The sequence below is a fragment of the Bradyrhizobium sp. USDA 4472 genome (assembly GCF_054058595.1).
The window spans coordinates 3,921,638-3,948,235 of sequence record NZ_JBSSAM010000001.1; the positions used below are offsets into that span (position 1 = coordinate 3,921,638).

The 26,598-nt window shown below is 65.1% G+C and carries 27 protein-coding genes; 12 read left to right on the plus strand and 15 right to left on the minus strand.

Annotated features, from left to right (window positions below; all coding sequences use genetic code 11):
* Positions 1 to 30: 30 nt before the first annotated feature.
* Both ACVWZ4_RS18195 and ACVWZ4_RS18200 read right to left on the minus strand, forming a co-directional pair.
* Complete coding sequence (locus ACVWZ4_RS18195; RefSeq protein ID WP_456740891.1) at positions 31 to 1,191, minus strand: glutathionylspermidine synthase family protein; 1,161 nt, start codon at positions 1,189 to 1,191, stop codon at positions 31 to 33.
* A 3-nt stretch (positions 1,192 to 1,194) separates the two neighbouring features.
* Positions 1,195 to 1,434: a hypothetical protein gene (locus tag ACVWZ4_RS18200; protein WP_456740892.1), complete on the minus strand. Its 240-nt coding sequence runs from the start codon at positions 1,432 to 1,434 to the stop codon at positions 1,195 to 1,197.
* Between the two features lie 171 nt (positions 1,435 to 1,605).
* Between ACVWZ4_RS18200 and ACVWZ4_RS18205 the strand changes: the two genes are divergently transcribed.
* Positions 1,606 to 1,779 (plus strand): hypothetical protein, encoded by a 174-nt coding sequence (locus tag ACVWZ4_RS18205; RefSeq protein WP_456763360.1) that lies wholly within the window; start codon positions 1,606 to 1,608, stop codon positions 1,777 to 1,779.
* Positions 1,780 to 1,918: 139 nt separating this feature from the next.
* On the opposite strand, the gene ACVWZ4_RS18210 is transcribed toward ACVWZ4_RS18205, so the two are convergent.
* A complete protein-coding gene (locus ACVWZ4_RS18210; protein ID WP_456699451.1) occupies positions 1,919 to 2,323 on the minus strand; it encodes a DUF350 domain-containing protein in 405 nt (134 codons plus the stop codon).
* A gap of 404 nt (positions 2,324 to 2,727) precedes the next feature.
* Positions 2,728 to 3,429 (minus strand): response regulator transcription factor CtrA, encoded by a 702-nt coding sequence (gene ctrA, locus ACVWZ4_RS18215; RefSeq protein ID WP_008138878.1) that lies wholly within the window; start codon positions 3,427 to 3,429, stop codon positions 2,728 to 2,730.
* Positions 3,430 to 3,830: 401 nt separating this feature from the next.
* On the opposite strand from ctrA, the gene fliI reads away from it, so the two are divergent.
* The 6 genes from fliI to ACVWZ4_RS18245 all read left to right on the plus strand — a co-directional run bounded on the left by fliI (position 3,831) and on the right by ACVWZ4_RS18245 (position 10,339).
* On the plus strand, positions 3,831 to 5,156 hold the full coding sequence (fliI, locus tag ACVWZ4_RS18220; RefSeq protein ID WP_456699450.1) for a flagellar protein export ATPase FliI: 1,326 nt from the start codon (positions 3,831 to 3,833) through the stop codon (positions 5,154 to 5,156).
* A gap of 133 nt (positions 5,157 to 5,289) precedes the next feature.
* Positions 5,290 to 5,709, plus strand: a complete 420-nt coding sequence (fliJ, locus tag ACVWZ4_RS18225) for a flagellar export protein FliJ (RefSeq protein ID WP_092233733.1) — start codon at positions 5,290 to 5,292, stop codon at positions 5,707 to 5,709.
* 356 nt (positions 5,710 to 6,065) lie between these two features.
* Positions 6,066 to 6,611: a sigma-70 family RNA polymerase sigma factor gene (locus ACVWZ4_RS18230; RefSeq protein WP_456699449.1), complete on the plus strand. Its 546-nt coding sequence runs from the start codon at positions 6,066 to 6,068 to the stop codon at positions 6,609 to 6,611.
* 206 nt (positions 6,612 to 6,817) lie between these two features.
* Positions 6,818 to 7,870, plus strand: coding sequence for an anti-sigma factor (locus ACVWZ4_RS18235; RefSeq protein ID WP_456740893.1), 1,053 nt, complete (start codon positions 6,818 to 6,820; stop codon positions 7,868 to 7,870).
* A gap of 167 nt (positions 7,871 to 8,037) precedes the next feature.
* Positions 8,038 to 8,997, plus strand: a complete 960-nt coding sequence (locus tag ACVWZ4_RS18240) for an AraC family transcriptional regulator (protein ID WP_456740894.1) — start codon at positions 8,038 to 8,040, stop codon at positions 8,995 to 8,997.
* A 115-nt stretch (positions 8,998 to 9,112) separates the two neighbouring features.
* Positions 9,113 to 10,339: an NAD(P)/FAD-dependent oxidoreductase gene (locus ACVWZ4_RS18245; protein WP_456699446.1), complete on the plus strand. Its 1,227-nt coding sequence runs from the start codon at positions 9,113 to 9,115 to the stop codon at positions 10,337 to 10,339.
* Between the two features lie 298 nt (positions 10,340 to 10,637).
* Here the strand turns inward: ACVWZ4_RS18245 and ACVWZ4_RS18250 are convergent, their stop codons facing one another.
* The 8 genes from ACVWZ4_RS18250 to ACVWZ4_RS18285 all read right to left on the minus strand — a co-directional run bounded on the left by ACVWZ4_RS18250 (position 10,638) and on the right by ACVWZ4_RS18285 (position 17,921).
* Positions 10,638 to 10,838: a hypothetical protein gene (locus ACVWZ4_RS18250; protein WP_092233715.1), complete on the minus strand. Its 201-nt coding sequence runs from the start codon at positions 10,836 to 10,838 to the stop codon at positions 10,638 to 10,640.
* Positions 10,839 to 11,134: 296 nt separating this feature from the next.
* Positions 11,135 to 13,276 carry a flagellar biosynthesis protein FlhA gene (gene flhA / locus ACVWZ4_RS18255; RefSeq protein WP_456699445.1) on the minus strand — a complete coding sequence of 714 codons (2,142 nt, stop codon included), beginning with the start codon at positions 13,274 to 13,276 and terminating at the stop codon, positions 11,135 to 11,137.
* Between the two features lie 288 nt (positions 13,277 to 13,564).
* Positions 13,565 to 13,864: a copper-binding protein gene (locus ACVWZ4_RS18260; RefSeq protein ID WP_456699444.1), complete on the minus strand. Its 300-nt coding sequence runs from the start codon at positions 13,862 to 13,864 to the stop codon at positions 13,565 to 13,567.
* A 17-nt stretch (positions 13,865 to 13,881) separates the two neighbouring features.
* Positions 13,882 to 14,328: a cupredoxin domain-containing protein gene (locus ACVWZ4_RS18265; protein WP_456737390.1), complete on the minus strand. Its 447-nt coding sequence runs from the start codon at positions 14,326 to 14,328 to the stop codon at positions 13,882 to 13,884.
* A gap of 40 nt (positions 14,329 to 14,368) precedes the next feature.
* A complete protein-coding gene (locus ACVWZ4_RS18270) occupies positions 14,369 to 15,691 on the minus strand; it encodes a copper oxidase (protein WP_456740895.1) in 1,323 nt (440 codons plus the stop codon).
* 13 nt (positions 15,692 to 15,704) lie between these two features.
* Positions 15,705 to 17,126, minus strand: a complete 1,422-nt coding sequence (locus tag ACVWZ4_RS18275; protein WP_456742233.1) for a TolC family protein — start codon at positions 17,124 to 17,126, stop codon at positions 15,705 to 15,707.
* A 21-nt stretch (positions 17,127 to 17,147) separates the two neighbouring features.
* Complete coding sequence (locus ACVWZ4_RS18280) at positions 17,148 to 17,432, minus strand: hypothetical protein (RefSeq protein ID WP_456740896.1); 285 nt, start codon at positions 17,430 to 17,432, stop codon at positions 17,148 to 17,150.
* A gap of 81 nt (positions 17,433 to 17,513) precedes the next feature.
* Positions 17,514 to 17,921 carry a hypothetical protein gene (locus tag ACVWZ4_RS18285; protein ID WP_456699440.1) on the minus strand — a complete coding sequence of 136 codons (408 nt, stop codon included), beginning with the start codon at positions 17,919 to 17,921 and terminating at the stop codon, positions 17,514 to 17,516.
* 175 nt (positions 17,922 to 18,096) lie between these two features.
* Here ACVWZ4_RS18285 and ACVWZ4_RS18290 point away from each other — a divergent pair, with 175 nt between their 5' ends.
* Positions 18,097 to 19,362: an MFS transporter gene (locus ACVWZ4_RS18290; RefSeq protein ID WP_456740897.1), complete on the plus strand. Its 1,266-nt coding sequence runs from the start codon at positions 18,097 to 18,099 to the stop codon at positions 19,360 to 19,362.
* On the opposite strand, the gene ACVWZ4_RS18295 is transcribed toward ACVWZ4_RS18290, so the two are convergent.
* Together ACVWZ4_RS18295 and ACVWZ4_RS18300 are read right to left on the minus strand one after the other, a co-directional pair.
* Complete coding sequence (locus tag ACVWZ4_RS18295) at positions 19,359 to 19,766, minus strand: DUF4864 domain-containing protein (RefSeq protein ID WP_456699438.1); 408 nt, start codon at positions 19,764 to 19,766, stop codon at positions 19,359 to 19,361. The genes ACVWZ4_RS18290 and ACVWZ4_RS18295 overlap by 4 nt on opposite strands.
* 52 nt (positions 19,767 to 19,818) lie before the next feature.
* Positions 19,819 to 20,457, minus strand: coding sequence for a TetR/AcrR family transcriptional regulator (locus ACVWZ4_RS18300; protein WP_456699437.1), 639 nt, complete (start codon positions 20,455 to 20,457; stop codon positions 19,819 to 19,821).
* A 252-nt stretch (positions 20,458 to 20,709) separates the two neighbouring features.
* On the opposite strand from ACVWZ4_RS18300, the gene ACVWZ4_RS18305 reads away from it, so the two are divergent.
* Genes ACVWZ4_RS18305 through ACVWZ4_RS18315 form a run of 3 tightly spaced genes read left to right on the plus strand, consistent with a single transcriptional unit; the run spans position 20,710 to position 24,513 of the window.
* Complete coding sequence (locus ACVWZ4_RS18305; protein WP_456699436.1) at positions 20,710 to 21,207, plus strand: (2Fe-2S)-binding protein; 498 nt, start codon at positions 20,710 to 20,712, stop codon at positions 21,205 to 21,207.
* Positions 21,204 to 22,259, plus strand: coding sequence for an FAD binding domain-containing protein (locus tag ACVWZ4_RS18310; protein WP_456737396.1), 1,056 nt, complete (start codon positions 21,204 to 21,206; stop codon positions 22,257 to 22,259). Before ACVWZ4_RS18305 ends, ACVWZ4_RS18310 begins: the two co-directional genes overlap by 4 nt.
* Positions 22,252 to 24,513: a xanthine dehydrogenase family protein molybdopterin-binding subunit gene (locus ACVWZ4_RS18315; RefSeq protein ID WP_456740898.1), complete on the plus strand. Its 2,262-nt coding sequence runs from the start codon at positions 22,252 to 22,254 to the stop codon at positions 24,511 to 24,513. Before ACVWZ4_RS18310 ends, ACVWZ4_RS18315 begins: the two co-directional genes overlap by 8 nt.
* A gap of 39 nt (positions 24,514 to 24,552) precedes the next feature.
* Here ACVWZ4_RS18315 and ACVWZ4_RS18320 read toward each other — a convergent pair whose 3' ends face one another.
* Positions 24,553 to 25,101 (minus strand): cupin domain-containing protein, encoded by a 549-nt coding sequence (locus ACVWZ4_RS18320; protein ID WP_092233681.1) that lies wholly within the window; start codon positions 25,099 to 25,101, stop codon positions 24,553 to 24,555.
* 149 nt (positions 25,102 to 25,250) lie between these two features.
* On the opposite strand from ACVWZ4_RS18320, the gene ACVWZ4_RS18325 reads away from it, so the two are divergent.
* A complete protein-coding gene (locus tag ACVWZ4_RS18325) occupies positions 25,251 to 26,579 on the plus strand; it encodes an aminotransferase class III-fold pyridoxal phosphate-dependent enzyme (protein WP_456699433.1) in 1,329 nt (442 codons plus the stop codon).
* The last annotated feature ends 19 nt before the right edge of the window (positions 26,580 to 26,598 follow it).

A 26,598-nucleotide genomic window follows, 5' to 3' on the forward strand; every position in this document is an offset into this window, starting at 1 on the left:
CCAAGTGCGAAGCCCGGAATGACGCATCGCTCACAAGATCGCGTGCGGCAGAAAGCGCGAGCCGTTGCCCGTGATCGGGCTCCCGTCTTCGCGGATCGAAAGCCCGCACGGCGCGTGGTTCACGAGCCAGCTTCCGATCACCGGATAGACACCCGAAAAGTTCGGCAGCGGCGACAGCGCCTGGCGCACGAAACCTTCGGCGCCGTAGGGGCCGGCGTGCTCGTCGAGGGACATTCCAGCCGAGACCAGTGTGACGTTGGCGCCCTCGCGCGACAGCAGCGGCTTGCGGACGTAGGAGCTGCCGAGCTCCGCGGCGCGCGGGTCGTCCTCGAAGAAGGACGGCAGCAGATTGGGATGGTTCGGAAACATCTCCCAGAGCAGCGGCAGGATGCCCTTGTTGGAGAGCACCGCCTTCCACGGAGGTTCGATCCAGCGTGTCGGCGCGCCGCTAAGCTTTGCGCCGAAAGCGTCGTGGAACATCCATTCCCAGGGATACAGCTTGAAAACCAGCTTCATGGCGTTGTTATCGAGATCGACGAAGCCGCCGACGTCGTCACGCCAGCCGATCTCTTCGATGTCGAGCAGCGTCGTCGACAGGCCTGCCTGACGCGCGGTGTCTTCGAGGTAAGCAAGCGTGCCGGCGTCTTCCTCGTTGGCGGTGGTGCCGGTGAGGTGCAGATGCGTGGTCGCGGCAACTTCCTTCCACGCAGCGATCAGCCGCTCGTGGATCGAGTTGAACTGGTCGGCGCGCGCAGGGATGATGCGCCGCTCGATCGCCTGCTCGAGCCAGGTCCATTGAAACACCGCGGCCTCGAAGATCGAGGTCGGCGTATCCGCGTTGTATTCGAGCAGCTTTGCCGGAGTTTGACCGTCAAAGCTAAGATCGAGACGGCCATACAGGCTGCGGTCGTCGCGCTCCCAGCTCTTGGAGATGAGATCCCAGAACGCGTCCGGAATCTTCAAGCGCCGCAAGTGCTGCTCGTTGCCGATCACCCGGCCGGCGAGCTCCAGGCACATCGCATCGATCTCGCCGGTCGGGGTTTCGATCGAGCGTTCGATCTCATCGAGCGTGAAGGCGTAATAGGCGCGCTCGTCCCAATAGCGCTCGCCATCGATCGTGTGGAAGGCGAAGCCGCATTGCTCGGCCGTCTGTTGCCAGTCGTCGCGCTCGGGACAAATGATGCGTTGCATGTGTCAGCCGCCACCGTGCCCGCCGTGGCCACCATGACCTTGACCATGATTGCTACCGTGCATGCGGTGCAGCGTGCCGCCGAAGCCGCCATGGCTCCGCCGGCAATACGGCTTGCCGTCGATACCGGGCACGGCTTCGAGCCCGGAGCCGCAGGGACGCTCGCGCCTGGTGAATCCCGTCGACATGGCGCTGACCGCGGCGCTTCCCATCAGCGTGAGCATGACCCTTCGCGAGCGTTTCATGGTGCGTCCTCCCGCGCGTCTTAAACCAGACCGGCGCGCGGTGTTGTTCAAAACCTCGCGTGTCAACTGCCGCCCGAGAAAGCATGCGCGAACGATCCGAAGCCGCCGCGCGTGACGCCGCCGGAACCTCCATCGGACGAGCCGCCGGACGAGGAATGACTCGGGGAGTCGGTGCTGGAGAAGCCGGACCGCGACGACCAGTGCGAGCTTCCCGACGAGCCATGGCCGCTGCTGCTGCAATCGGTCACCGTTGGTGTTGCCGCGGCCGCGCCAGGCGCTGTCACCCCGGGCGGTGTCGTTCCGGCCGGCATGGGATCGCAACTCCGCCGCGGCATCAGCGTGTAGGCGCTGGCGCCGACCGCGATCGTCCCCATCACCAGCAGGGCGACGTGGCCGGAGCGCTTCACCGGCTCCCGCGGTGCCGACGCTAATGCCGCCGGCCTGCGCTTGCCAAAATCCTTGGGAGGAGGCTTCGCGGGCATGGTCAGTAGATCATGCAGGCGGCGTTCAGGAGGCCGGCAGCAAGCGAGGACAGGCCGAGCCAGATGGCGGGCGCGAGCTCACCCGCGGCGATCCGGCCCGACAGGTTCGGCACCGGGATCTTGACGATGTAGAATACGGCGACCTGCACGATCAGGGCGATTGCAGCCCAGACCAGGCAGTCCAGCACGTTGACGGAGTGCGCGATCGCGCTGAACAGCGGCGCCACGAAGCCGAGCAGGCTCAGGCCGAGCGCAATCGCCGCGGCAGGATCGTTGTCGCGGATCAGCTGGAACTCGTTGTGCGGTGTGATCCGCGTGTACACGAACAGATATGCCACTATCGCAATCAGCCCCGTGCAGAAATAGACCAGGAAGGCGGGCAGGCCGGCGAGCGATTGCAGGATCATGGGAGGTCCAAATCTGGCGCCTGCGAATTCTGGCACGATCGCTTGGTCGCTGCACCGGGCCGATAGGTTCGATCCCCAGAAACAACCTGGCTGCCCGGCGCGCGCGGCGCACTGCACAAATTGTCGGGCCACATGAAATGCGTCTCGATATCGTGCGGCGTTTCTGGACGGCGTTTCGTAGTCTCCTTCGTGCTTCCAACCCTCGGTATTCGGATTCATCATCGGCTTTGCGATGATCGGATGACTGCGGGAGGGGCAGCGCGCTGCCCGGTCCGGCCGGCCGCCTCGCCACACCGGTGCTGCCCCGTGCATGACGTGACCAAAAAACAAAACCCCGCCATTTGCGGCGGGGTCCAGGCTGGGAGGAGCGAGCCCGACTGGGGCGCGCGACGTAAACCCGGAGATCAGGCGGGAATGCGCTCTTCGTGCTCGTGCGGCTCGCGCAGCACGTAGCCGCGGCCCCACACGGTCTCGATGAAGTTGCGGCCCTCGGATGCGTTGGCGAGCTTCTTGCGGAGCTTGCAGATGAAGACGTCGATGATCTTCAGCTCGGGCTCGTCCATGCCGCCGTAGAGGTGGTTGAGGAACATTTCCTTCGTGAGGGTGGTGCCCTTGCGGAGCGAAAGCAGCTCCAGCATCTGATATTCCTTGCCGGTCAGATGCACGCGCTGGCCACCGACTTCGACCGTCTTGGTGTCGAGGTTGACCACGAGGTCGCCGGTCTGGATGACCGACTGGGCGTGTCCCTTGGAGCGGCGCACGATCGCGTGGATGCGGGCAACCAGCTCGTCTTTATGGAAGGGCTTCGTCATGTAGTCGTCGGCGCCGACGCCGAGACCCTTGACCTTGTCCTCGATGCCGGCGAGGCCGGAGAGGATCAGGATCGGTGTCTTGATCTTGGAGACCCGAAGCTGCTTGAGCACGTCGTATCCGGACATGTCGGGCAGGTTGAGGTCGAGAAGGATAATGTCGTAATCGTATAATTTACCGAGATCGACGCCTTCTTCCCCCAAATCGGTCGTGTAGACGTTGAAGCTCTCAGACTTCAGCATCAGCTCGATCGACTGCGCGACGGCGCTGTCATCTTCAATCAGCAAAACGCGCATGCCAGTTCCCCATAGTCGCCGCTCCTGGGCGTCAGGTCGGCCGCATTCGCGGCACTCAACAAAACGCCTTTGAACAACTGATTCGGATCCTGACAACAGATGGTTAACAAATCCTGATTCTGGAACGCAAGTCCCCCCGGTGCAATTTTTGTCGAATCGCCCTAAGGTCTTGCGCGTGAAGCAGCTTTCGTTATCCGACTCCGTTCAAGTTCCACTTTAAGAGTCGGGTCTAACCGACTCCCGTGACTCAGCCTTCTTCTGAAGGGGAGCCACGCTCAGTCACAAAGACAGTGACGCAATGATTAATGATGCGGGTAAACACGAAGTTAAGCGCCGTTCAGAAATATGGCGAAATTTAAGGGTTTTGCCGTGAAAGCCCGGATGATGAAAGCGCACGCCCCATGAAGGCTTTGGCCGAACAGATCGGCGATATCGACGGCGTCAACATCTATGGCCGTGTGGTCGGCGTTCGCGGCCTGATGGTCGAGGTGGCCGGACCCATTCACGCGATGTCGGTCGGCGCGCGGCTCGTGATCGAGACCGGCGCCAACCGGTCCATTCCCTGCGAGGTGATCGGCTTCTCCGGCAACAATGCTGTCGTGATGCCCTTCGCCGGCCTCGACGGCGTGCGTCGCGGGTGCAAGGCGGTGATCGCCAACGCCGCCAATCAGGTGCGTCCGTCGTCGGCCTGGCTCGGCCGCGTCGTCAATGCGTTGGGCGAGCCGATCGACGGCAAGGGCCCGTTGCCGCAAGGTGCCTCGCCGATGCCGTATCGGAATGCGCCGCCGCCGGCGCATTCGCGCAAGCGTGTCGGCGCGCCGCTGGATCTCGGCGTGCGCGCCATGAACACCTTTCTCACCTGCTGCCGCGGGCAGCGCATGGGCATCTTCGCAGGCTCCGGCGTCGGCAAGTCGGTGCTGCTCTCGATGCTCGCACGCAACGTCGATGCGGCGGTCAGCGTCATCGGACTGATCGGCGAACGCGGCCGCGAGGTGCAGGAGTTCTTGCAGGACGATTTGGGCGAGGAGGGGCTTGCGCGCTCCGTCGTCGTGGTCGCGACCTCTGACGAGCCGGCCCTGATGCGGCGGCAGGCGGCGTATCTGACGCTCGCGGTGGCCGAATATTTTCGCGACGAGGGCCAGGACGTGCTCTGCCTGATGGACTCGGTGACGCGCTTCGCCATGGCCCAGCGCGAGATCGGGTTGTCCGCCGGCGAGCCGCCGACCGCGAAGGGCTACACGCCGACCGTCTTCACCGAGCTGCCGAAGCTTTTGGAGCGCGCCGGTCCGGGCCTCGGCGAAGGCGCCATCACCGCGATCTTCACGGTGCTGGTCGACGGCGACGATCATAACGAGCCGATCGCGGATGCGGTTCGCGGCATCCTCGACGGCCACATCGTGATGCAGCGCTCGATCGCCGAGCGCGGCCGCTACCCCGCCATCAACATCCTCAAATCCGTGTCGCGCACCATGCCGAAATCGGCGGATCCGCAGTTCTGGCCTGTCATCCAGAAGGCGCGGGCAGTGATGGCGACTTACGCTGACATGGAGGAGCTGATCCGGCTCGGCGCCTACCGCGCCGGCTCCAGCCCCGAGGTCGACGAGGCGATCCGGCTGCACGAGCCGCTCGAAGCCTTCCTGCGCCAGCGCAAGGACGAAAATGCGTCATTGGCCGACGGCTACCGCCAATTGGCGCAAATCCTCGGTAATTTGGAAACGGAACGCTAACTTTGTCCCGTCATCATCCGATCCCACAGAGTAGCAGAACCGGTCTTGGCCATTATGGGGCCTGTGGGCAGACCGGTGCCGTCCCAATGTGTGTGTGTCTTGCAGCCAAGGGACTTCTGGGGAGTACGAGTCGATGAAGTCACGTGATACCCTCATCCGCCTGAAGAAGTTTCAGGTCGACGAGAAGCGCCGCCGGGTCGCCCAGATCGAATCCATGATCGCCGACTTCCAGCGCATGTCGATCGATCTTGATCGCGAGATCCAGACCGAGCAGGACCGCGCCGGGATCAATGACCCCGCGCATTTCGCCTATCCGACCTATGCCAAGGCCGCCATCCAGCGCCGCGAGAACCTGACCCGCTCGGCCGACGAGCTCAGGGGCCAGCTCGAGGAAGCCAAGGCCGCGCTCGGCGAAGCCTTCGAGGAGCTGAAGAAGGTCGAGCTGCTGGACGAACGCGACCAGGCCCGCGAGCGCGCCGAGGAAAATGCCCGCGAGCAGGCGGATCTCGACAGCATCGGTTTGATGCGCTCCCGCATCGGCGCTGTCGCCTAAAGGCAGCCGGCGGTCAAAACCACGAGCGAATTTGCGAGCCCGGACCCGCAAGGTCCGGGTTTTTGCGTGCGCTGTCCACAGCGTGCCGCGCCGCCCCTTGGTGACGGGCTCGGCCGCGCGCTATGGTAGCGGATGGTTCGCCTCGCCCCGCTTGCGGGGAGAGGAGTAGGCCGCCTTCCGGCGGCCGTGTTAGTGGTAAAGGGCGCCGAAGCAAAAGCTTCGGCTATGTCGCATCGCCGGATGCGATCCGGGTGAGTGGGACTCTCCGCGAATCCTCTGCAACCTCCCTTGCGGAGACTCCCCCTCACCCTAGCCCCTCCCCGCAGGCGGGAGAGGGGGCAAGATTAGGGGGCTGAATGCTGACGCCAGCAGAGCTGGTCGAGCTGATTGAGGCGGTGGCGAAGCGCGATCAGGCGGCGTTCGAGCGCCTCTATGGCGCCACGCGCGCGAAACTCTATGGCGTCGTCAACCGTATCTTGCGCCGACAGGATCTCGCAGAGGAGGTCATTCAGGAGACCTACGTCAAGATCTGGAACAGCGCCGGCCAGTTCAACCCGACGCTGTCGTCGCCGATCACGTGGATGGCGTCGATCGCGCGCAACCGCGCCATCGATATCGTGCGCAGGAAGACGGAAGCCTCCATCGAGGAGCAGCCGCAGGCGATGGAAGTTGCCGCCGACAGTCCCGATCCCCTGGCGCGCCGGGAGATGTCCGAGGAATTGAAGCGGCTCCTGGAATGTATCGGCCGGCTCGAGCCGGACCGTCAGCGGCTGGTGCTTCTCGCGTACTATAACGGCTGGAGCCGCGAGCAATTGGCGGAGAAATTCGCAGCGCCAGTCAACACGGTGAAGACGTGGCTGCGCCGCAGCATTTTGGATATCCGGGAGTGCCTCGGACTTTAGAGGATGATGAGAGTGTCTAGGCTGTCGCGGCGTTCTTGCTTCACCTCTCCCGTAGGGAGAAATCGGATTGCATCGCAAGATGCAATCCGGGTGAGGTGTTGCACTCTCTCATCGGACCTGAACCCGTCACCCGATTTGTGCGCGACGATGTTTCGCCTCATCAGGCGCAGATCGACCTCTCCTCACGGGAGAGGTGAAGGAAAGTGATGGCTTACAGCGAGGACCATATCGCGCTCGCCGCGGAATATGCGCTCGGCACACTCGATGCCGACGAGCGCGCGCAGGTCGCCACCATGATGGCGGTGGATCCGGAGTTCGCGGCCGTCGTGCAGAGCTGGGAATACAGGCTCGGCGTCCTCAACCAGATGGTTGGCACGATCGAGCCGCGGCCGATCGTGTGGGAGAACATCAGGCGCGAGATCGCGCTGTCGGTGTCGTCGCAGGATTCGACCGGGACACCGCCGGTGCTGCCTGAGGCGCTGCCGCCACCGCCGGAGCCCGCTTCGCCGCAAGTCTCATCCCCGGAACCTTCCTCGCCGGATGCTCCGCCGCTTGAAATGCAGCCACAGGCGCCACCTGAATCCGGCTCGGACGCCGTTCCGATTTTTCCGCCGCAATTCGTGCCGCAGACCCATGCGCCCGATCCGCATGTTGCGCCGGTAACGCCCGCGCCTGTCGTCGATGACGCTAACGTGGTCTCTCTCCAGCGCCGCGTGAAGCGCTGGCGCACGATCGCCTCCGCCGTGGGCGCGCTCGCGGCCGCGCTGCTGGTGACGCTGTCGCTTCAGATCCTCCAGCCCGATGCGCTTCCCGGCGCGCTGCGCCCCGCGCCACGCATCCAGGCGGTCGAGGTCAAGACGCCGGCCGCGCCGCTGTCCTCGCCCGCGCAATATGTCGCCCTGTTGCAGGGCCAGAGCGGCGGTCCTGCCTTCATCCTCACCATTGACGGCGCGACCAAGAACTTCACGGTGCGCAAGGTCGGTGCGACGCCGGAACCGGGCAAGAGTTTTGAGCTCTGGCTGATCTCCGACAAGCTGCCGCGCCCGCGTTCGCTGGGCGTGATCGGCAACGGCGAGTTCACGGCACGTCCGCTGCTCGCCGGCTATGATGCCGATGTGGTCAACGGCGCCACCTATGCCGTCACCGTCGAGCAGTCCGGCGGCTCGCCCAACGGCCAACCGACCTCGGCGCCGGTATTCTCAGGCAAGCTGATCGAGACCGTGCCGCCGTCCCAGCCGCAGGCGCCCGCGAAGAAGTAGCGGCAAAGGGTGCCGAACTGTCGCCACCGTCCATTCCGCGGTCGCAATCCGACAAGTCCCGCCGAATCCGTCCCTGGTTTGAACCTCGATGCATTTCCCGGCGTCAAATGCCCGGAATTTGCAGTCCGCGCCGCCGATGATGGTGCCGGAGAGGGGCTAGAAATCAGATGGATGCAGCCAAGCCGCCAGGCATTTTTATCCACCAATATACCGGGTTGCCGCAGGGCCCGGCCTTCGAACATTGGCGTGAGCGGGCGCTGGGGGCTTGTGGCCTCGAGATCGGTCCGAGCCATGGCGAGAGCATCGATTGCCGCCTGCAGGTCAGCGTGGTCGACAATATCGCGCTCGCCATTCCCGAAGGCACCTCCGCGCAATATTCGCGCACCCAGAGCGGCCTCGCCGACGGCAGCGACGATCTGGTGCTGATCGCGGCGCATGCGGGTCTCGTCAACGTCAGGCAGAACGGCCACACGGTCGACCTTGCGCCGGCGCAGATGGTGCTCGCCGACATGAGCATCACCGGCAGCGTCGGTCACACCGACGAGAACCGCTTCACCACCATCCGAATGCCGCGCCGCGCGCTGCTCGAGATCAATCCGCGCGCCGAAGGGAAGCTGTCGCAGGTGCTGTCCGACGGCGCCGTCGCCGAGACCATCTTCCGCTATCATGCGCTGGCTGCTCATCACGCGCCGCATCTCGACGCGGTCGGCCAGCGCCTGACCGCGCAACACATGGTCGATCTCGTCGGCCTCTTGCTCGGCACCGACGCCGAACATGCGGCGCTCGCGCGTGGTCGCGGCCATGCGGCGGCCCGTCTCGATCTCATGCGTGCCGACGTGATGGCAGCCCTCGGCCGCAACGATCTCTGCCTGTCCGAGGTCGCGACCCGCTCGGGGCTCAGCCCGCGCCAGGCGCAGCGGCTGTTCGAGCAGGCGGGCACCACCTTCACCGAATTCGTGCTCGAGCAGCGCCTGCTGCAGGCGCGAAAGCTGCTCGGCGATCCCCGCGCGCGAGCGCGCAAGATCAGCGACATCGCGCATTCCTCGGGCTTTTCCGATCTGTCCTATTTCAACCGCGCTTTCCGCAAGCGTTTTGGTGCGACCCCGTCGGAGCTGCGCGAGGCGTGAGCCTCCCGATCTTGTGCTGAGGCGCTGCGGCCGCATTTGGTCGAGCGGGGTGAATGAGCTATACCTGTCCGCGCGAATAGATCGCCGGATTGCAGGGATAGCGAAGTCAACGGACATGGCGCGTATCGTCGTGCTCGGCGCCGGATTTGCTGGCCTGTGGGCGGCCATTGGTGCCGCGCGCATGCGCGATGAGATCGGTAACGCCGGCCGCGACATCGAGATCCGCCTCATTGACCGCAATCCCTACCACAACATCCGGGTGCGTAATTACGAGGTCGATCTCAGCGAGGTCGCGCTGCCGCTGTCACAATTGCTCGATCCTGTTGGCGTCAGGCACGGGATCGGCGAGGTCGAAGCCATCGATCCGGCGCACCGCGAAATTTCGCTGGTCACGAGCAGCGGCGAGGAGACGCTGCGCTACGATCGTCTCGTGCTTGCGCTCGGCAGCGAAGTGATGTGGCCGAATATTCGAGGTCTCGCCGAGCACGCGTTCGACGTCGACACCTACACTGCGGCGCTTCGGCTGGAAGATCATCTCACCTCGCTCGGACGTAGCGCGCCCTCGCCGGGACGGTCGACCATCGTGGTGGTTGGCGCCGGCTTTACCGGCATCGAGGTCGCCGCCGAGATGCCTGAGAGGCTGGTGCGCGCCGGCATCACCGGCAGCCGCCGCATCATCCTGGTCGATTCAAGTCCCGCGGTCGGCGCCACCATCGGCGGCCACGCGCGTCCCGTCATCGAGACGGCGTTGTCGTCGCTCGACGTCGAGACGCGGCTTGGCGTGCGCCTCGCGTCGGTCGAGGCTTCAGGTGTTCGCTTGAGTTCAGGCGAATTCATTCGCACCCAGACGGTGATCTGGTGCGCCGGTCTGCGCGCGAGCCGGCTCGCCGAAAACTTTCCAGGCGCGCGCGATCGCCTCGGGCGCCTGCTGGTCGATCCCTTCATGCGGGTGGCGGACCTGCCCGGCGTCTTCGCCGCCGGCGACGTCGCCTCCAGCGTCGTCGATGGCTTGCATCCGACCGTGATGTCCTGCCAGTTCGCCCGCCCCATGGGCCGCTTCGCCGGCCACAATGTGGTCGCCGATCTCGTCGGCCGGCCGATGCTGCCGCTGCGGATCGACTGGTACGTCACCGTGCTCGATCTCGGCGATTGGGGCGCGCTCTACACGGAGGGCTGGGATCGCCAGGTGCGGACCACGGGCGCCGCCGCCAAGGCGACCAAGCAGACCATCAACCGCAAGCGCATCTATCCGCCGCTGACGGGTAGAAGGGATGAACTGTTTGCTGCCGCGGTGCCGATGGTGCAAGCACCGCCGCCGACTTATGGGGCAAAGCGACGTTGAGCTCGCCCGCGTTGTTTCGGTCCCGACGTGCTTGGACTCCCGGCACAGCGCCGCCAATTTGTTCAAACGCAATCCGGCTCGGAGAAATCTATCCGCGGAGAGATTCTGGATTGCTTCGCGCGGCCTCCTTCAGCACTGCGCTGCGTCCGGGACATGAGTGGCCCCAGACATGAGAAAGCGCCCGTGGGGGGCGGGCGCTTTCCGTAGTCGACTTGGGGTTGGGGTCGTCTACATATCCACGTGGCGACTTTGGGGGGCTGGTAAAGAGCCGCGTGAATTCCTGAAACTCAAAATCTCCTTAGCGAACGAGCGATGCGTTCGAGCTGGTGATCACAACCGGCTTGCCGGCCTTGATGACGCGAGCAGTCTGGGTCAGGCCTTCATCCGAACTCGTCCGCGCAGAGATGCCAAAGCCCGCGAGTGCGATCCCGGCAAAGAGCGCCACGGCCACCACCTTCAGGTGGGTCGAGCGATCTGCGCTGTAGATCGAGTGGTTCATGGAAGCCTCCTGCCGCCATCTACCCGAAGTAGTCGCCAGCCAGTTCGGGCAGGTTCATTGCTTCCGGTGCCCAACAACCTAGTAGTGGGGGGATTCGTTCCCAAGAGGCCATCACAACAGCGTGACAGGACGTGAAGGATCGCGATTAAAAAGTAAGTCGCGATCGTTAAATTGTATAACTATTTCAATGTTGTAAATAGCTTCTGGGGCGGCTTGTCCGCATTTGGTCGACAAGGCGCCCGGAACTCAGAAACCATTTGCCTGTGGCTGAAAAACACACGGCTTCTTAAGGCAAATCAGATGCTTCCGACCGTTTTCAGTCTCGCTCTCGGGTGGATTTCGGCCTGCGACAGCACGGTCGTCTGGGCCCGGAACCGCTCGACCAGGGAGCGGACGAAGGGACGAATTGCCGCAGAGGTGACCAGCACCGGCGCCTCGCCTTCGCGGGCGGCGCGCTCGAAGGCCTCCCGCACCGCGGTCATGAACTCCGACAGCTTGGATGGCTGCATCGCGAGGCTGCGCTCCTCGCCCTGGCCGATGATGGATTCGGCAAAGGCCTGCTCCCACCGCGCCGACAGCGCGATCAGCGGCAGATAGCCGGCATAGGAGGTGTTCTGCGCACAGATCTGTCGCGCGAGCCGGGCGCGGACATGTTCGACCATGGTCGCCGGATTGCGCGAGAAGGCGAGCGAGTCGGCGATGCCTTCGAGGATGGTCGAGAGGTCGCGGATGGAGATGCGCTCGGCGAGCAGCAATTGGAGCACGCGCTGGATGCCGGAGACCGTGACCTGTCCGGGGACGATGTCCTTGACCAGCTCGCTCTGCTCCTTCGGCAGCTCCTTGAGCAGCTTCTGCACTTCGCCATAGGACAGCAGGTCCGACATGTTGGCCTTGAGCAGCTCGGTGAGATGGGTCGAGAGCACGGTCGCGGCGTCGACGACGGTGTAGCCCTTGAGCGAGGCTTCTTCCTTGAGGCTGGCGTCGACCCAGGTCGCGGGCAGGCCGAAGGTCGGCTCGGTGGTATGGATGCCGGGCACCTGCACCTGGCTGCCGCCGGGATCCATGACCATGAACTGGCTCGGCCAGATCTTGCCGGTGCCGGCGTCGACCTCCTTGATCTTGATGATGTAGGTGTTGGCCTCGAGCTGGACGTTGTCGAGGATGCGCACCGCCGGCATCACGAAACCCATCTCGATCGCGAGCGAGCGGCGCAGCGCCTTGATCTGCTCGGTGAGGCGATCGGTGCCGTCGGGGCCGTTGACGAGCGGCAGCAGCGCATAGCCGAGCTCGATCTTGAGGTCGTCGATCTTCAGCGCGGCGGAAATCGGCTCCTCCGCCGCTGCAGCGCCCGGTGCACCCGGTGCGCCGGCCACCGGCGCGGCCTTGGCTGCTGCCTCGGCCGAGGCCGAGGTCTTCTTGTGGTTGCGGGCCTGCCAGGCCAGCGCGCCGGCGCCGGCGCCGAGCGCGAGGAACGGGATGGTCGGAATGCCCGGCAGCGCGGCCAGCACCAGCATGACGGCCGAGGACATCGCCAGCGCCTGCGGATAGCCGGAGAACTGCTTCATCAGCGCCTTGTCGGCGGCGCCGGAGACGCCGGCCTTGGAGACCAGCAGGCCCGCCGCGGTCGAGACGATCAGCGCCGGCACCTGGGTGACGAGGCCGTCACCGACGGTCAGCAGCGTGTAGCTGCGGCCGGCATCGGCAAAGGACAGGCCCTGCTGCGCCACGCCGATGATCATGCCGCCGACCACGTTGATGAAGACGATCAGCAGGCCCGCGATGGCATCGCCGCGCACGAACTTCGAGGCACCGTCCATGGCGCCGAAGAATCCGCTCTCGTCCTCCAGCGCCTTGCGGCGCTCCTTGGCGACCTTCTCGTCGATCAGGCCGGCGCCGAGGTCGGCGTCGATCGCCATCTGCTTGCCCGGCATGGCGTCGAGGTGGAAGCGGGCGGCGACTTCGGCGATGCGGCCCGAACCCTTGGTGATGACGACGAAATTGACGATGATCAGGATGGCGAAGACGATGATGCCGATGACGAAATTGCCGCCCATCACGAAGCTGCCGAAGGCCTCGATGACGTGACCGGCCGCGTCCGTGCCCTCGTGGCCGTGCGACAGGATCAGACGGGTGGAGGCCATGTTGAGCGACAGCCGCAGCATGGTCGAGATCAGCAGGATGGTCGGGAAGGCGGAGAATTCCAGCGGCGCCTGAATGAACAGCGACGTCATCAGGATCAGGATCGAGAGCGTGATCGAGATCGCCAGGAACAGGTCCAGCACGACCGATGGCAGCGGCAGGATCAGCACCACCAGGATGGTCAGGATGCCGAGTGCCAGCGCGATGTCGCCGCGCTTCAGGATGGTGATGATTTCGGAGAGGGAGGGGATCCCGGGCTTCGCTGCGCCTACGCCCTGTCCCGCGGTGACGTCGACCATGGTAGCTGCCTCCCCGCGCGACTGCCGTCCGCGCGCCCCAAACGTCTGCGCGGCGGCCGACGGGCCGCCGTTCCGAAAGTGAGGCACCGCACTGGCGTCCACGGGGTTCCTCCCGTTCTACGCGACCGACGACACTCGACTTCACCCGGCAATTTTTGCCCGGTGTATGGTTAGCAAAGGGTTAACAAAGGGTGCGGGAGGAGGTCAGGCCGGGGTATTTCGGGGCGCTCCGCGGTGTCATTCCGGGGCGGGCTTGCGCCAAGGTGCGCCCCGGATTGACGGAGGGGCCTATTTCGCCTTCTGCAGCTTCGTCACAGTGTATCCCGACGCCTCCTCCTCGGCCTCGAACGACACCTTGTCGCCGACCTTCACTTGCTTCAGCAGGGCCGGGTCCTTGACGCGGTAGACCATGGTCATGGGCTCATCCATGCCGAGGCTCTTGGCGGCGCCGTGCTTGAGCGTGATCTTGCCTGCGTTCTCGTCGATCTTCTTGACCTCGCCGCTGATCGAGGCGGCTTGCGCGAGCGCGCCCATGGTCAGGCCCAGCGTCAGGGCGAGCGCTACGGCGGTGCGGATGATCGGCTTCATTGACGTCTCCATCGTCTTCATTTCACGGTGACGTGGCCGACCATGCCGTAGTCGCGATGGTCGGGAATCAGGCAGGAAAATTCGAAGGTGCCGGGCTTGGTGAACTTCCAGACGATCTCGGCCGTCTTGTTCGGCGCCAGCCGCACCCCGTTCGGATCGTCGTGCTCCATGTGCGGATGCTTCTTCATCACCTCGGCATGCGCGAGATTTTCCTTCGTGGTGGCGAGCAGGAATTCGTGATCCTCCTTGCCGACATTGTGCAGCACGAAGCGGATCTGCTCGCCGCGCTTGACCGTGATGGTCGACGGCTCATAGGCCATCTCGCTCAAGGCGATCGCGATGGTGCGTGCGGGCTTGTTGGGATCACCGGGCTCGCCGGCCGAAAAGGAGCCGTGATGCTCATGGGACAGCGCGGGCGGCGTCGCAAATGCGGTCAGCGCGAGTGCAAGTTTGATCGTCTTCATCTTGTTCTCCGGTTGGGTCTTCATCGAAACACTCACATTTTCATCTGTGCGCCGGCGTGGCCGGTTGCCGTGCCGGCTCCGCCGCGGGCGAGGCGACCTCGTAGGCGACGGTGCCTTGCGGGAATTGATAGGGGCCGGGATCGCGATAATCGTCGCGCGCGAGGTCCTGGCGGATTTTCATCACCGTGAACATGCCGCCCATCTCGATCGGGCCGAACTGGCCGGCGCCCGACATCATCGGCAGCGTGTTGTCGGGCGCGGGCATCTCCATGTTGCCCATCGCCATGCCTGACTGCCCCATCACCATGGCGTCGGGCGCGAGCTTGCCGACGGCCTTGGCGAGATCCTTGCGCGAGACGCCGATCATGTTGCGCATGTCGTGGCCCATCGCATTCATGGTGTGGTGCGATTTGTGGCAGTGAAACGCCCAGTCGCCGGGATTGTCGGCGAGCACATCGAACACGCGCACCGCGCCGACGGGAACGTCGGTGGTCGTCTCAGGATATTGCGCGCCCTCGGGAACCCAGCCGCCGTCGGTGCAGGTCACGGCAAAACTGTGGCCGTGCAGATGAATCGGATGGTTGGTCATGCTGAGATTGCCGATGCGCACGCGCACCTTGTCGCCGAGCCGCACCGGTAGCGGATCGATGCCGGGAAACACCCGCGCATTCCAGGTCCACATGTTGAAATCGGTCATCTCGTTGACGCGCGGCAGATAGGTGCCGGGATCGACGCGATAGGTGCTCATCACGAAGACGAAGTCGCGATCGACGGGCCGGAAATTCGGATCGCGCGGGTGCACGACGACCATGCCCATCATGCCCATCGCCATCTGCACCATCTCGTCGGAATGCGGGTGGTACATGAAGGTCCCGCTCTTCCTCATCTCGAACTCGTAGACGAAGGTCTTGCCGGGTGGAATGTGCGGCTGATTCAGCCCGCCGACACCGTCCATACCGCTCGGAATGATCATGCCGTGCCAATGCACGGTGGTGTATTCTGGCAGGCGGTTGCTGACGAAGATGCGAACCTTGTCGCCTTCGACCGCTTCGATGGTCGGCCCCGGCGACTGGCCGTTATAGCCCCAGAGATTCACCTTCATGCCTTCGGCGAATTCGCGCACCACGGGTTCGGCCACGAGATGGAACTCCTTCCAGTCGCCGTTCATGCGGAACGGCAGCGTCCAGCCGTTGAGTGTGACGACGGGGCGATAGTCCGGACCGCTGGTGGGGTGCAGCGGCGGCTGCATCACCGCCTTGTCCATGTGAACTGCTTCCGGAATCGATGCGGCCTGGACGCGACCGCTGACGGCTGACGCGCTGACGAGCGCGGCGGTGCTCAAAAATGCGCGGCGGGAAAACATGCTGACCTCCATCTCAGTGACCGCCATCGGCAGGGGCGGCGGCGATATTGGTTGGATTGTCGCCGCCGGACGCAGGCGCGCCGCCGCCGTTGACGGCGGTCTGCAACTCGGATTGGGCGAGGAAGAAGTTTTGCCTGGCGTCGATCGCACCGCGCAGTGAGGCGAGGCGCTGCCGCGCCTCTGTCAGCAGCGCGAAGATGTCGACCTGCATGCTGGAGAAGCGCAACTGCATCTCCTCGGTGATGATTTTGCGCAACGGCAATATCTCGCGCTGATAGTGGCCAGCGATGTCGTAAGTCGAGCGATAGATCCGATAGGCATCGCGCGCTTCCGAGCGGACGTTCACGGCGCGCTCGGTCAGGCGGTTGAAGGCGAGCTTGTAGGTCTCCGCGGCTTGCCTCACGCGCACCTCGCCGCCATCGAAGATCGGGACCTGGAACTGGACATCAAAGCCGCGCTCGCGGAACGGCGCGCCCTCCGGGTCCTGGGTCCGGCGGGAGATCCCGGCGAGATCGAGCAAGGTGACGAAGCGGGTTGCTTCAGTCACGTTCAACGACTTCGCCAGGGCCGTCAGCCCCAGCCGCGCGATCTGCAAGTCGATGCGGTGCGCGACAGCGTCGGCCTCGATCGAGGGCAGGGTCTCCGGCCGGCGCGGCAGCGGCGGCAAAGCGTTGGGCAGGCGGAAGTCGAGACGCTCGTCCCACAGCCCCATCAGCCGCGCCAGTTTTTCGCGCGCGCTTGCCGCCGCCTGGCGCGCGGAGGCGAGATCGGCGGTGGTCTCGGCGTAGAACACCTGCTCACGCGCCTGGTCGAGCTTGCTGACCGAGCCGGTCTCGCCGAGTTTCACGGCGAGTTGCGCGGTCGATTCCGCCGTTGCTTTCGCGTCGGTCAGCAGCACAACCATCTCGTTTGCGGCGACCGCGCGGACGTAAGCGCGTCGCACATCGGCGGCGAGCCGCAGCGTCGCCAGCGCCGCGCGCAATTGCGCCTGGCGAAAGCCCTCGCGCGCGATGTCGGAGCGAAATGGCAGCGTAGCCAATGCCAGGATATCGCCGACCACCTGGCGCTCGATCTCGCTGGCGCCATTGCCTGAGATGCGCGAGATCGAGAATACCGGATTGGGCGGCAGGCTCTGCTCGACCAGATCGGTCTCGGCCAGCGCCAGTTCGTTATAGGCGGCCTGCAGCCCCTTGTTGTTGAGCAGTGCGATCTGCACGGCGGTCTCGGCGCTCAGTGTCCGCGACAGCAACCGGCGAACGCGCCCGTCGACCGCACCGGCTCCTTCGGCGGTACGTACGAAGGCGACGTCCTTGTTGATGGTCTGGCTCGTCAGCTCCGAGACACCGGTCATGCCGCTGTCGGGCGAGAACGCGGCGCAGCCGGAGAGGCCAAGCGCAGCGAGAACGAGCAGCCCTCGCGCCAAATGATGTGACATATGATGTGTCATGGCGCGCTCCTAGCGGTCTTGCTTCGGCGCTGGCGCGACGGCGTCGTTGCGGCCGCGCCATGGTGCCGGCGTCGAAGGCCGCAAGGTCACGTAGGGCGCGACTGTCGAGCGATAGCCGACGTGCGCGACCTTTGCCGCGGGATCGGCCGGATCGGCGGCGGCAATCGACGGCGTCGCGGGCATGCAGCCGGACAGCGCCAATGCGGCGAGGGCCAGCAGCGGCCAATGCAATCGCAAATGTCCTCCACGCGCCACAGATGCGGCGGCGGACTTCGCCCCGAGAAGCGTAAGCATGAATAATCCCTGATCTGTCTGGAGACCACAGGTTCGCGCGCGCGGGAACGCGCGTTCGGCCTGACGTCGTCGCGTGTCAGATCAGGTGATGGGAGGGCGGTAGTGCCGGGGTGGCGCCGCACTGTGCAGACTTACCACGATCTCGGGCACACAGGCGGACACCGGCTGCTGCGGCTTGGCGACATCAGGCAGGTCGGCCGGTAGCGCGCTCGCGCACATCATGGCGCAGCACGGGCCGAGATGGCCCTTGCTTTGATGATGGTGCGGGCCGGGCGCGTCCTGCGCCTGCTGATGAGCGTGCATGCCGGCGCGGTCGTGTGTCACGTCGCCATGGATGTGGCTGGCCGACATCTCATGATGCGCTGGCAAGAGCACGGGATCGTCGTCGAAGCACGGCGAGGCGCCGCTGCCCCAGGCGAGGCTCGCGGCCGGCGCGAGCACGCAGAACAGATAAGCGAGGGCGATGATCCGCCCCACCCTGATCCGCATCGATCGCGTCATCCGCAGCAACATTCCGACAGCATGCTCTTCCGCGCGGCATTGTTGCGCCCGCAGATTGCAAAGTAATGGCAAAGCGGCGTTTCGCCAAGCTCCTTCTTACCGCAGCGCACCGCGCATGCCCAATATCGCGGCACGATGCTTGACCAAGAGGCGTTCAGCGAACATGCTCCGCGTCGTGCACGCACCAAATCACCCAGCACAGAAACCGGCCTCTTTCACCCCTGATTCGCGTCAGGCCTGGGTGCGGCTTTTGCTCGCACTGGTGATCGGCTCGATCGGCAGCGTCGGGATGTGGGCTGTGGTCGTGGTGATTCCCCTCGTACAGACCGAATTCGCCGCCACACGAGGCGCGGTGTCGCTCGCCTTCACACTCATGATGTTCGGCTTCGGCCTCGGCGGCGTGATTGCAGGCCGAATCACCGACCGGTTCGGGATCGTGCCGGCGATGGCGATCAGTATCGCCTTCCTGGGCATCGCTAACGTACTGGCCGGGCTGTCGACGCAGCTTTGGCAATTCGTGGCGGCCTACTTTCTCGTTGGTCTCGGCACCTCGGCCACCTTCGCGCCGCTGATGGCTGAGGCCTCGCACTGGTTCGAGCGTTATCGCGGGCTCGCGGTGACCATCGTGGCAAGCGGCAACTATGTCGCGGGCACGATGTGGCCGCCGATCGTGAGCTACGGCATGAATGCCGTGGGCTGGCGCACCACTCACATCGGTATTGGCCTCGTCTGTGCGAGCCTGATGGCTGTGCTGGTGCTGGTCCTGCGCACGCAGATGGGCGACGACAAGGTCCGCAATCACGCCAATGCGCCGCCGCCGCGGGTCGATCTCAAGCTCTCGACCAACACGCTGACGGTGCTGCTCTCGATCGCCAGCATCTCCTGCTGCGTCGCCATGGCGATGCCGCAGGTCCATATCGTCGCCTATTGCGGCGATCTCGGTTATGGCGTGGCGCGTGGCGCCGAGATGCTGTCGCTGATGATGGCCTGCGGCATCGTCAGCCGCATCGGCTCGGGCTATCTCGCCGACAAGATCGGCGGCATCCGCACGCTGCTGCTCGGGTCACTGGCGCAAGGCTTCGCGCTGGTGTTCTATTTGTTCTTCGACAGCCTCACCTCCCTATACCTGATTTCCGCGATGTTCGGCCTGTTCCAGGGCGGCATCGTGCCGAGCTACGCCATCATCGTGCGCGAGGCGATGCCGGCCCGTGAAGCCGCAACCCGCGTCGGCATCGTGATCTTCGCCTCCGTGTTCGGCATGTCCTTCGGCGGCTGGGTCTCCGGCATCATCTTCGATGCCACCGGCTCCTACGCGGCAGCGTTTGCCAACGGCGTGGCATGGAATGCCCTCAATGTCGGCATCGTCTTGACGCTGCTGATCCGCTCACGCATGAGTTCGGTCAAGACAGGACCGAATTTCGCAACTTAGACCGCCTGTCCCGCCTTCAACAGGGAGCAGCCGGTGATCTTGTAGCTGCCGTCCGGCTGCTGCTCGAGCGTGTAGAGCGCTTCCCAGGCTTCGCCATTGGCGTCGATGATGTGAACACGCTGCGCAATCGCGTTGGCTTCGGTCCTGCTGTCGCCGAACTCAAAGCTCTTGTGGCGGTAGACGGGGGCGTAGCCGTTCTGCACCATCGACATGAAGATGTCGGGTGCGGGAAAGAGCTGCTTGATTGCCGGCGCGGCATAGGAATAGGCGGCGGTCGCATCGTCATGGACGAAGGCCTGCTCCTGGGCGCGGATCACCCCTTGCGCTGTCGTGACGTCGTCAGCGCGAGCGGCGAGGGGGCTGAAGGCAACAGCAAGGGCGACGACCACGGCTGCGATGCGCATGACAGGCTCCCGTTGATATGCCGGCGATGCCGACCCTAACACATCGCCGCGCCTACCGCTTCCGCTTCGGCGGCGATTTCGCTGGCGCGGCGGCACGCGCCTTGGGCTTGGACCCTGGCTGCAGGCGCAGGCCGTCGACGAAAACGTCAAGAAGCCGCTTCGCCGTTGACTGCCAGCCGGGCTGGTCATGGATGTAGCACATGCCGAAGAACGCGCGCAGCAAGTCCTCGGGACTGATGTCGGCGCGCATCGCACCGGCCGCGGCTGCGCGATCGAGCAGTGAGCCGATCGCCTTGGTCAGGCGCTCGAAGGAGAAGGCATGCAGCTCGGACCCGCTCTGCACCGCGAGCGCCAGGGCTGCCACCATGCCCTTCTTGGTGGCGACGAATTCGACACCCGAGCGCAACCAGCGCCGGAGCGCATCGACCGGATCCTTGGCGCTCTTCAACTGCTCGGCAAGCTCGCTGAGCTGCTCGACCTCGCGCCGGTAGACTGCCTCGAACAGATCCTCGCGCGTCGGAAAATGCCGGTAGAGCGTTCCGATGCCGACGCCGGCGCGCTTGGCTACGGCCTCGAGGCTTGCTTCCGAGCCGCCTGCGCTGAACACAGCCTTGGCCGCTTCGAGCACACGCTCGCGATTGCGCACGGCATCGGCGCGGGGCTTTCGGGCCTGGTCGGTGTGGTCGTCCATATCAGGCAATGTAGATCACGAATTGGTTAGATTGAACCCTTGTTGAACCCTTTGCCTGCCGCATCGCGTTGTCGGCGCACGAGCTTTCGACGAAGTCCAAATATTTTTCGGCGGCCCTTGTTAAGCGGAGGGTGCCTCCGTATCTTCGCGCAGGTGCCAGTCCGGACCCTGTCCGCGCTGGCGCGATATCGACGGCGGCCACCGCGGTGGCGCGCCGAACGATGAGCCATGTCCTTCTGATCGGAGCCTTGTATGAACCACTCCATCAGCCTCACCGTGAACGGTGCGCGGCGCGACTTCGTCCTCGACGATCCCCGCGTCACGCTGCTCGATCTGCTGCGTGAGCGCCTCCATCTCACCGGAACCAAGAAGGGATGCGACCGCGGACAATGCGGGGCCTGCACCATTCTCGTCGACGGCAAGCGCATCAATTCCTGTCTCGCGCTCGCCATCAGCCATGACGGCGCCGACATCCTCACCATCGAAGGCGTCGCGCGCGGCGACCGGCTTCATCCCGTCCAGGCCGCCTTCATCGCCCATGACGGATTCCAGTGTGGCTTCTGCACGCCCGGCCAGATCATGAGCGCCATCGGCATGATGCAGGAAGCGCAGGCCGGCAACGATCCCGAGCGTATCCGTGAATGCATGAGCGGTAATCTCTGTCGCTGCGGCGCCTATGCCGGCATCGTCGATGCTGTGCTCGAGGCTCAGGCCGGGACCGGGGAAACCAACCAGAGGCGCTCCGCATGAAACAGTTCGATTATGTCAGGCCTGCCACGGTCGCTGAAGCCGTTGCTGCCGCCGCGCAGCCGGGCGCGACCTATCTCGCGGCCGGCACCAATCTGCTCGATCTGATGAAGGGCAACATCAGCCGACCCGATCGGCTGGTGGACGTCACTCATCTTGACGGGCTCGATCGCATCGAGCGCCTCGCGGATGGGGCGTTGCGGATCGGTGCGCTCGTGAGCAATGCCGACCTTGCGCATGATGCAGAGTTCGCGAAATCCTATCCCGCGATTGCCGAAGCGTTGCTCTCCGGCGCGTCCGCGCAACTCCGAAATGCGGCGACCGTGGGCGGCAATCTGCTGCAGCGGACGCGCTGCGCGTATTTCTACGACACCGCCAGCCGCTGCAACAAACGCGAGTCCGGCAGCGGCTGCGATGCCCGCGAGGGCGAGAACCGGACGCATGCGGTGCTCGGCTGGAGCGAGAGCTGCATCGCGACCCATCCGTCCGACTTCTGCGTGCCGCTGGTCGCGCTCGACGCCATCGTCGAGATCGAAGGCAAGAACGGCCGTCGCGAGATCGCGCTCGACGAATTGCATCGCCTGCCCGGCAATATGCCGGAACGTGAATCCGCGCTCGAGCCTGGTGATCTCATCGTCGCAGTGCGTCTGCCGCCCGCGGCGCGAGGATTTGCTGCGCATGCGCGCTATCTCAAGGTGCGCGAGCGCACGTCCTACGCGTTCGCCATCGTCTCGGCCGCGGCGGCGCTGCGGATCGAGAACGGCAAGATCGCGGAGGCGCGGCTTGCGCTTGGCGGTGTCGCCGCAAAGCCCTGGCGTGCCCGCGCCGCGGAGGATATTCTTAAGGGTATTGCGCCCACGGCGGATGTTTTCCAGGAAGCCGCCTGGCGCGCGCTCAGCGACGCAAAACCGTCCGGCGACAACGCCTACAAGATCGAGCTGGCGCGCCGCATCGTCGTGCGTACGCTGACCCTTGCTGCGGCCGGTACGCCCGCGCGTATCCCCGCGCTGCCCGCTTCCCCCTTTGCTTCGACGTCTGGAGCCATTCATGCCTGAGCTCAATCTCACCAGCGCACCCGCGCATCTCCGCCACGGCTCCAGCATCGGCCAGCCGATGGCCCGCCGCGACGGCGTGCTCAAGGTCAGGGGCCAGGCGACCTATGCCGCCGACAATCATCCGCCCGGCATGGTGTTTGCGGTGATGGCGGTGTCCAGCATCGCGCATGGACGCGTGACCTCGCTCGATGTCGCCGCCGCCAAGCGTCATCCCGGCGTCATCGACGTGATGACGCCCGACCACAAGCCGCAGCTCGCGATCGACCCTGAGATCAAGACCAACCCGTTCGTGTTCCGAATGGAGGTGTTGCAGAGCGACGAAGTGCGTTATGCCAACCAGCCCATCGCTGTCGTGATCGCGGAAACGCTCGAGGCGGCGACGGAAGGCGCGGTGCTGCTGGCGCCGCGCTATGAGGCGCTGCCCGCGCTGGTCGGGCTCGATGCGGGTGAGAGTTACGTGCCGCCCGTCGTCGGTGTCGGCAATCCCGCCGAAAATCAGCGCGGCGACGTCGAGGCCGGTCTAGAGGCTGCGGACAAGCAGATCGATGCGACCTATGAGACGCCGCCGCAATATCACAACGCGATGGAGCCGCATGCAATCGTCGCGTACTGGGACGGCGACAAACTGCAGATCGACATGCCGACACAGGGGCTCATGCTGTCGCTCGGACGTGTTGCCGAGCTGTTCGGCATTGCGCCCGACAAGATCCATATCCGCAGCCCGTTCCTCGGCGGCGGATTCGGTTCAAAGGGGCTGATGGCCGGTCCTCCCGTCCTCGGCATCATGGCGGCCAAGCTGGTCGGCAAGCCGGTCAAGCTCGTGCTGCGCCGTGAGCAGATGTACGGCCCGGTCGGCCACCGCGCGCCGACGCGCCAGCGCCTGCGCATCGGTGCCGACGCCGAAGGCCGCCTGACCGCGCTCGATCACCACGCGCGGACCGTGTCGAGCACGTTCGACGATTTCTACGAGCCGGCGGCCGATGCCTCGCACACCCTCTATGCGGCGCCCGCGATCCGCACCTCGCACGACTCCGTGCGCGTCAACACCGGCACGCCCCTGTTCATGCGCGCGCCGGGCGAGGCGACGGGATCGATTGCGCTGGAAAGCGCGGTCGACGAGATGGCCTGGGCCTGCGGCATGGATCCGCTCGCCTTCCGCTTGAAGAACTACGCCGAGGTCGAGCCGATCACCGGAAAACCATTTTCGTCGAAAGCGCTGCGTGCCTGTTACGATCAGGGCGCCGCGCGTTTCGGCTGGGCGAAGCGCTTGCTTCAGCCGCGACAGATGCGCGACGATGCCGGACTGCTGGTCGGCTGGGGGATGGGCACCGCGACGTTCCCCGCGCTGATGTTCCAGGCCGAAGCGCGCGCCGTGATCCGCCGTGACGGTACTGGCGCAATGGAGATCGGCGCGCACGACATGGGGCAGGGCGCCTGGACGGCGCTTGCGCAGATCGCAGCCGACGCCGTCGGCCTCGATATCGACCGCGTCAGGTTCAAGGCGGGCACGTCCGATCTTCCTGATGCGGGCATCGCCGGCGGCTCCGCGCACACCGCGACCGCGGGAGCTGCGATCCACAGCGCCGGCGCGGCCGTGATCGCCAAGCTTGCCGATCTCGCCACCAATGACGAGCGATCGCCGCTGTTCGGCGCGGGCAATGCCGGTGTGATCGCGCGCGACGGCCGGTTGATCCGGCGCGACGACGAGAGCCGCAGCGAGAGCTATACCGAGATTCTCGCGCGTGCCGGCGTCGCCGAAGTCGAGGCGCGCGGCACCGGTGCGCCGAATCCGGCGGCGATGGAAGAGTATGCGATGCACGCCCATGGCGCGGTGTTCGCCGAAGTGAAGGTCGATCCCGAGTTCGGCCAGATCCGCGTCACCCGCATGGTCGGCGCCTTTGCCGCGGGCCGCATCGTCAACCCGCATCTGGTGAAGAGCCAGCTGTTCGGCGGCATGATCTGGGGCATGTCCTTCGCGCTGCACGAGGAGGCCGTCATCGACCGCCGCAGCGGACGGATCATGAATGCCAATCTCGGCGAATACCACATCCCTGTGAATGCCGACGTGCCGCCGCTCGACGTCATCACGGTCGAGGAGCACGACCCCCATGTGAACGCGCTCGGCGTCAAGGGCGTCGGCGAGATCGGCATCACCGGTAGCGCCGGTGCGGTTGCTAATGCCGTCTGGCATGCGACCGGCGTGCGGGTGCGCCGCTTCCCGATCCGGATCGAGGAGCTGCTGACGGGCCTCTGACGGCAGCGGGCGGGCCGCGATCATCTCGCGGCGTCCGCCTCAGAACGTCGGTGGAGTGCAGGCCGAGATCACTTCGCACGGCTTGCCGCCGACACAGCGGAAGCGATGCGGGCGGCGGCTCTCGAAATAGTAGGCGTCACCCGGATTGAGGATGCGGCGTTCGTCCTCGACGGTGACCTCGAGCTTGCCCGAGATCACGATGCCGCCTTCCTCGCCGTCATGGACGAGGTGCACGCGTCCGGTGTCGCTGCCGGGTTCATAGCGCTCTTTCAACATCTGCAGGCTGCGGCCGAACAGATTGTCGCCGATCTGCCGATACGAGATCGGCTTCTTGCCGACCTCTGTGAGCTCCTCCGCCCGGTAGAAGATCTTGCGCCTCGACTCCGGCTCCAGCGCGAAGAACTCGGCGAGCCCCATCGGGATGCCGTCGAGGATGCGCTTGAGCGCGCCGACCGACGGGTTCATCTGGTTGGATTCGATCAGCGAGATGGTCGAATTGGTGACGCCGGCGCGTTTTGCCAGCTCGCGCTGCGACAGCTTGTGGCGCGCCCGGATGAATCGCAGCCGTCCACCGATGTCGACGCTCATGGCTCTGGCCTCTGTTGCAGGTGTTGCGGATCGCGCAAATATGGACCGGCAGGCCCCGTAAAATCAATGGCTTGCAGACCGCCAGAAAAGGACTTGTTGCCCTATCGAAGCCGTGGCTCTGCTAGGCAGTCAGCACAGGAGCGTGGCCCGTGACCCTTCATCAGATTCCGAACACCATCAAGACCGACTCGTTCTGGATGCCGTTCACGGCCAACCGCCAGTTCAAGAAGGCGCCGCGCCTGTTCTCGTCGGCCGAGGGCATGCACTACACCACGGTCGACGGCCGCAAGGTGATCGACGGCTCCGCCGGCCTCTGGTGCGTCAATGCCGGCCACGGCCGCAAGCAGATCGCGGCCGCCGTCGAGCGGCAGCTGATGACGCTGGACTTCGCGCCGACGTTCCAGATGGGTCATCCGCTGGCTTTCGACTTCGCCGAGCGCCTTGCCGAGATTGCGCCGAAGGGCCTCGACCGCGTCTTCTTCACCAACTCCGGCTCTGAATCGGTCGATACCGCGCTGAAGATCGCGCTCGCCTATCACCGTGCCACAGGCCAGTCGAGCCGCACCCGCCTGATCGGCCGCGAGCGCGGCTATCATGGCGTCGGCTTCGGCGGCACCTCCGTCGGCGGCATGGTCGCCAACCGTCGCGCCTTCGCGACCCTGCTGCCCGGCGTCGATCACCTCCGCCACACCCATGATCTCTCGCGTAACGCTTTCGCCAAGGACCAGCCGGATCACGGTGCCGAGCTCGCTGACGATCTCGAGCGTCTGGTCGCCCTGCACGGTGCCGAGACGATCGCCGCCGTCATTGTCGAGCCGGTGCCGGGTTCGACTGCGGTGCTGCCGCCGCCGAAGGGCTATCTGCAGCGCCTGCGCGCGATCTGCGACAAGCACGGCATCCTCCTGATCTTCGACGAAGTCATCACGGGCTTCGGTCGCCTGGGCACGCCGTTCGCCGCCGACTTCTTCGGTGTCACGCCGGACCTGATGACGACCGCCAAGGGCATCACGAACGGCACGATCCCCTGCGGCGCGGTGTTCGCGAGCCGCAAGGTGCACGACGGCATGATGGTCGGCCCGGAGAACCAGATGGAGCTGTTCCACGGCTACACCTATTCTGCGCACCCGACCGCCTGCGCCGCCGGCATCGCCACCCTCGACATCTACAAGGATGAAGGCCTGCTCACGCGCGGTGCGACCATGGCCGAATACTGGCGCGATGCGCTGCATCAGCTGAAGGGCCTGCCCAACGTCGTCGATATCAGAAATTGCGGCCTGATGGGCGCGGTCGAGCTGGCGCCGCGTGACGGCGTCGTCGGCGCGCGCGGCTATGACGTCATGGTCGATTGCTTCAATACCGGCCTTTACCTGCGCATGAGCGGCGACAGTTTCGCGATGTCGCCTCCGCTCATCGTCGAGAAGAGCCACATCGACCAGATCGTCTCGATTCTTGGCGACGCCATCAAGAAGGTGGCCTGACAATTGCTCTCGCCGCTGC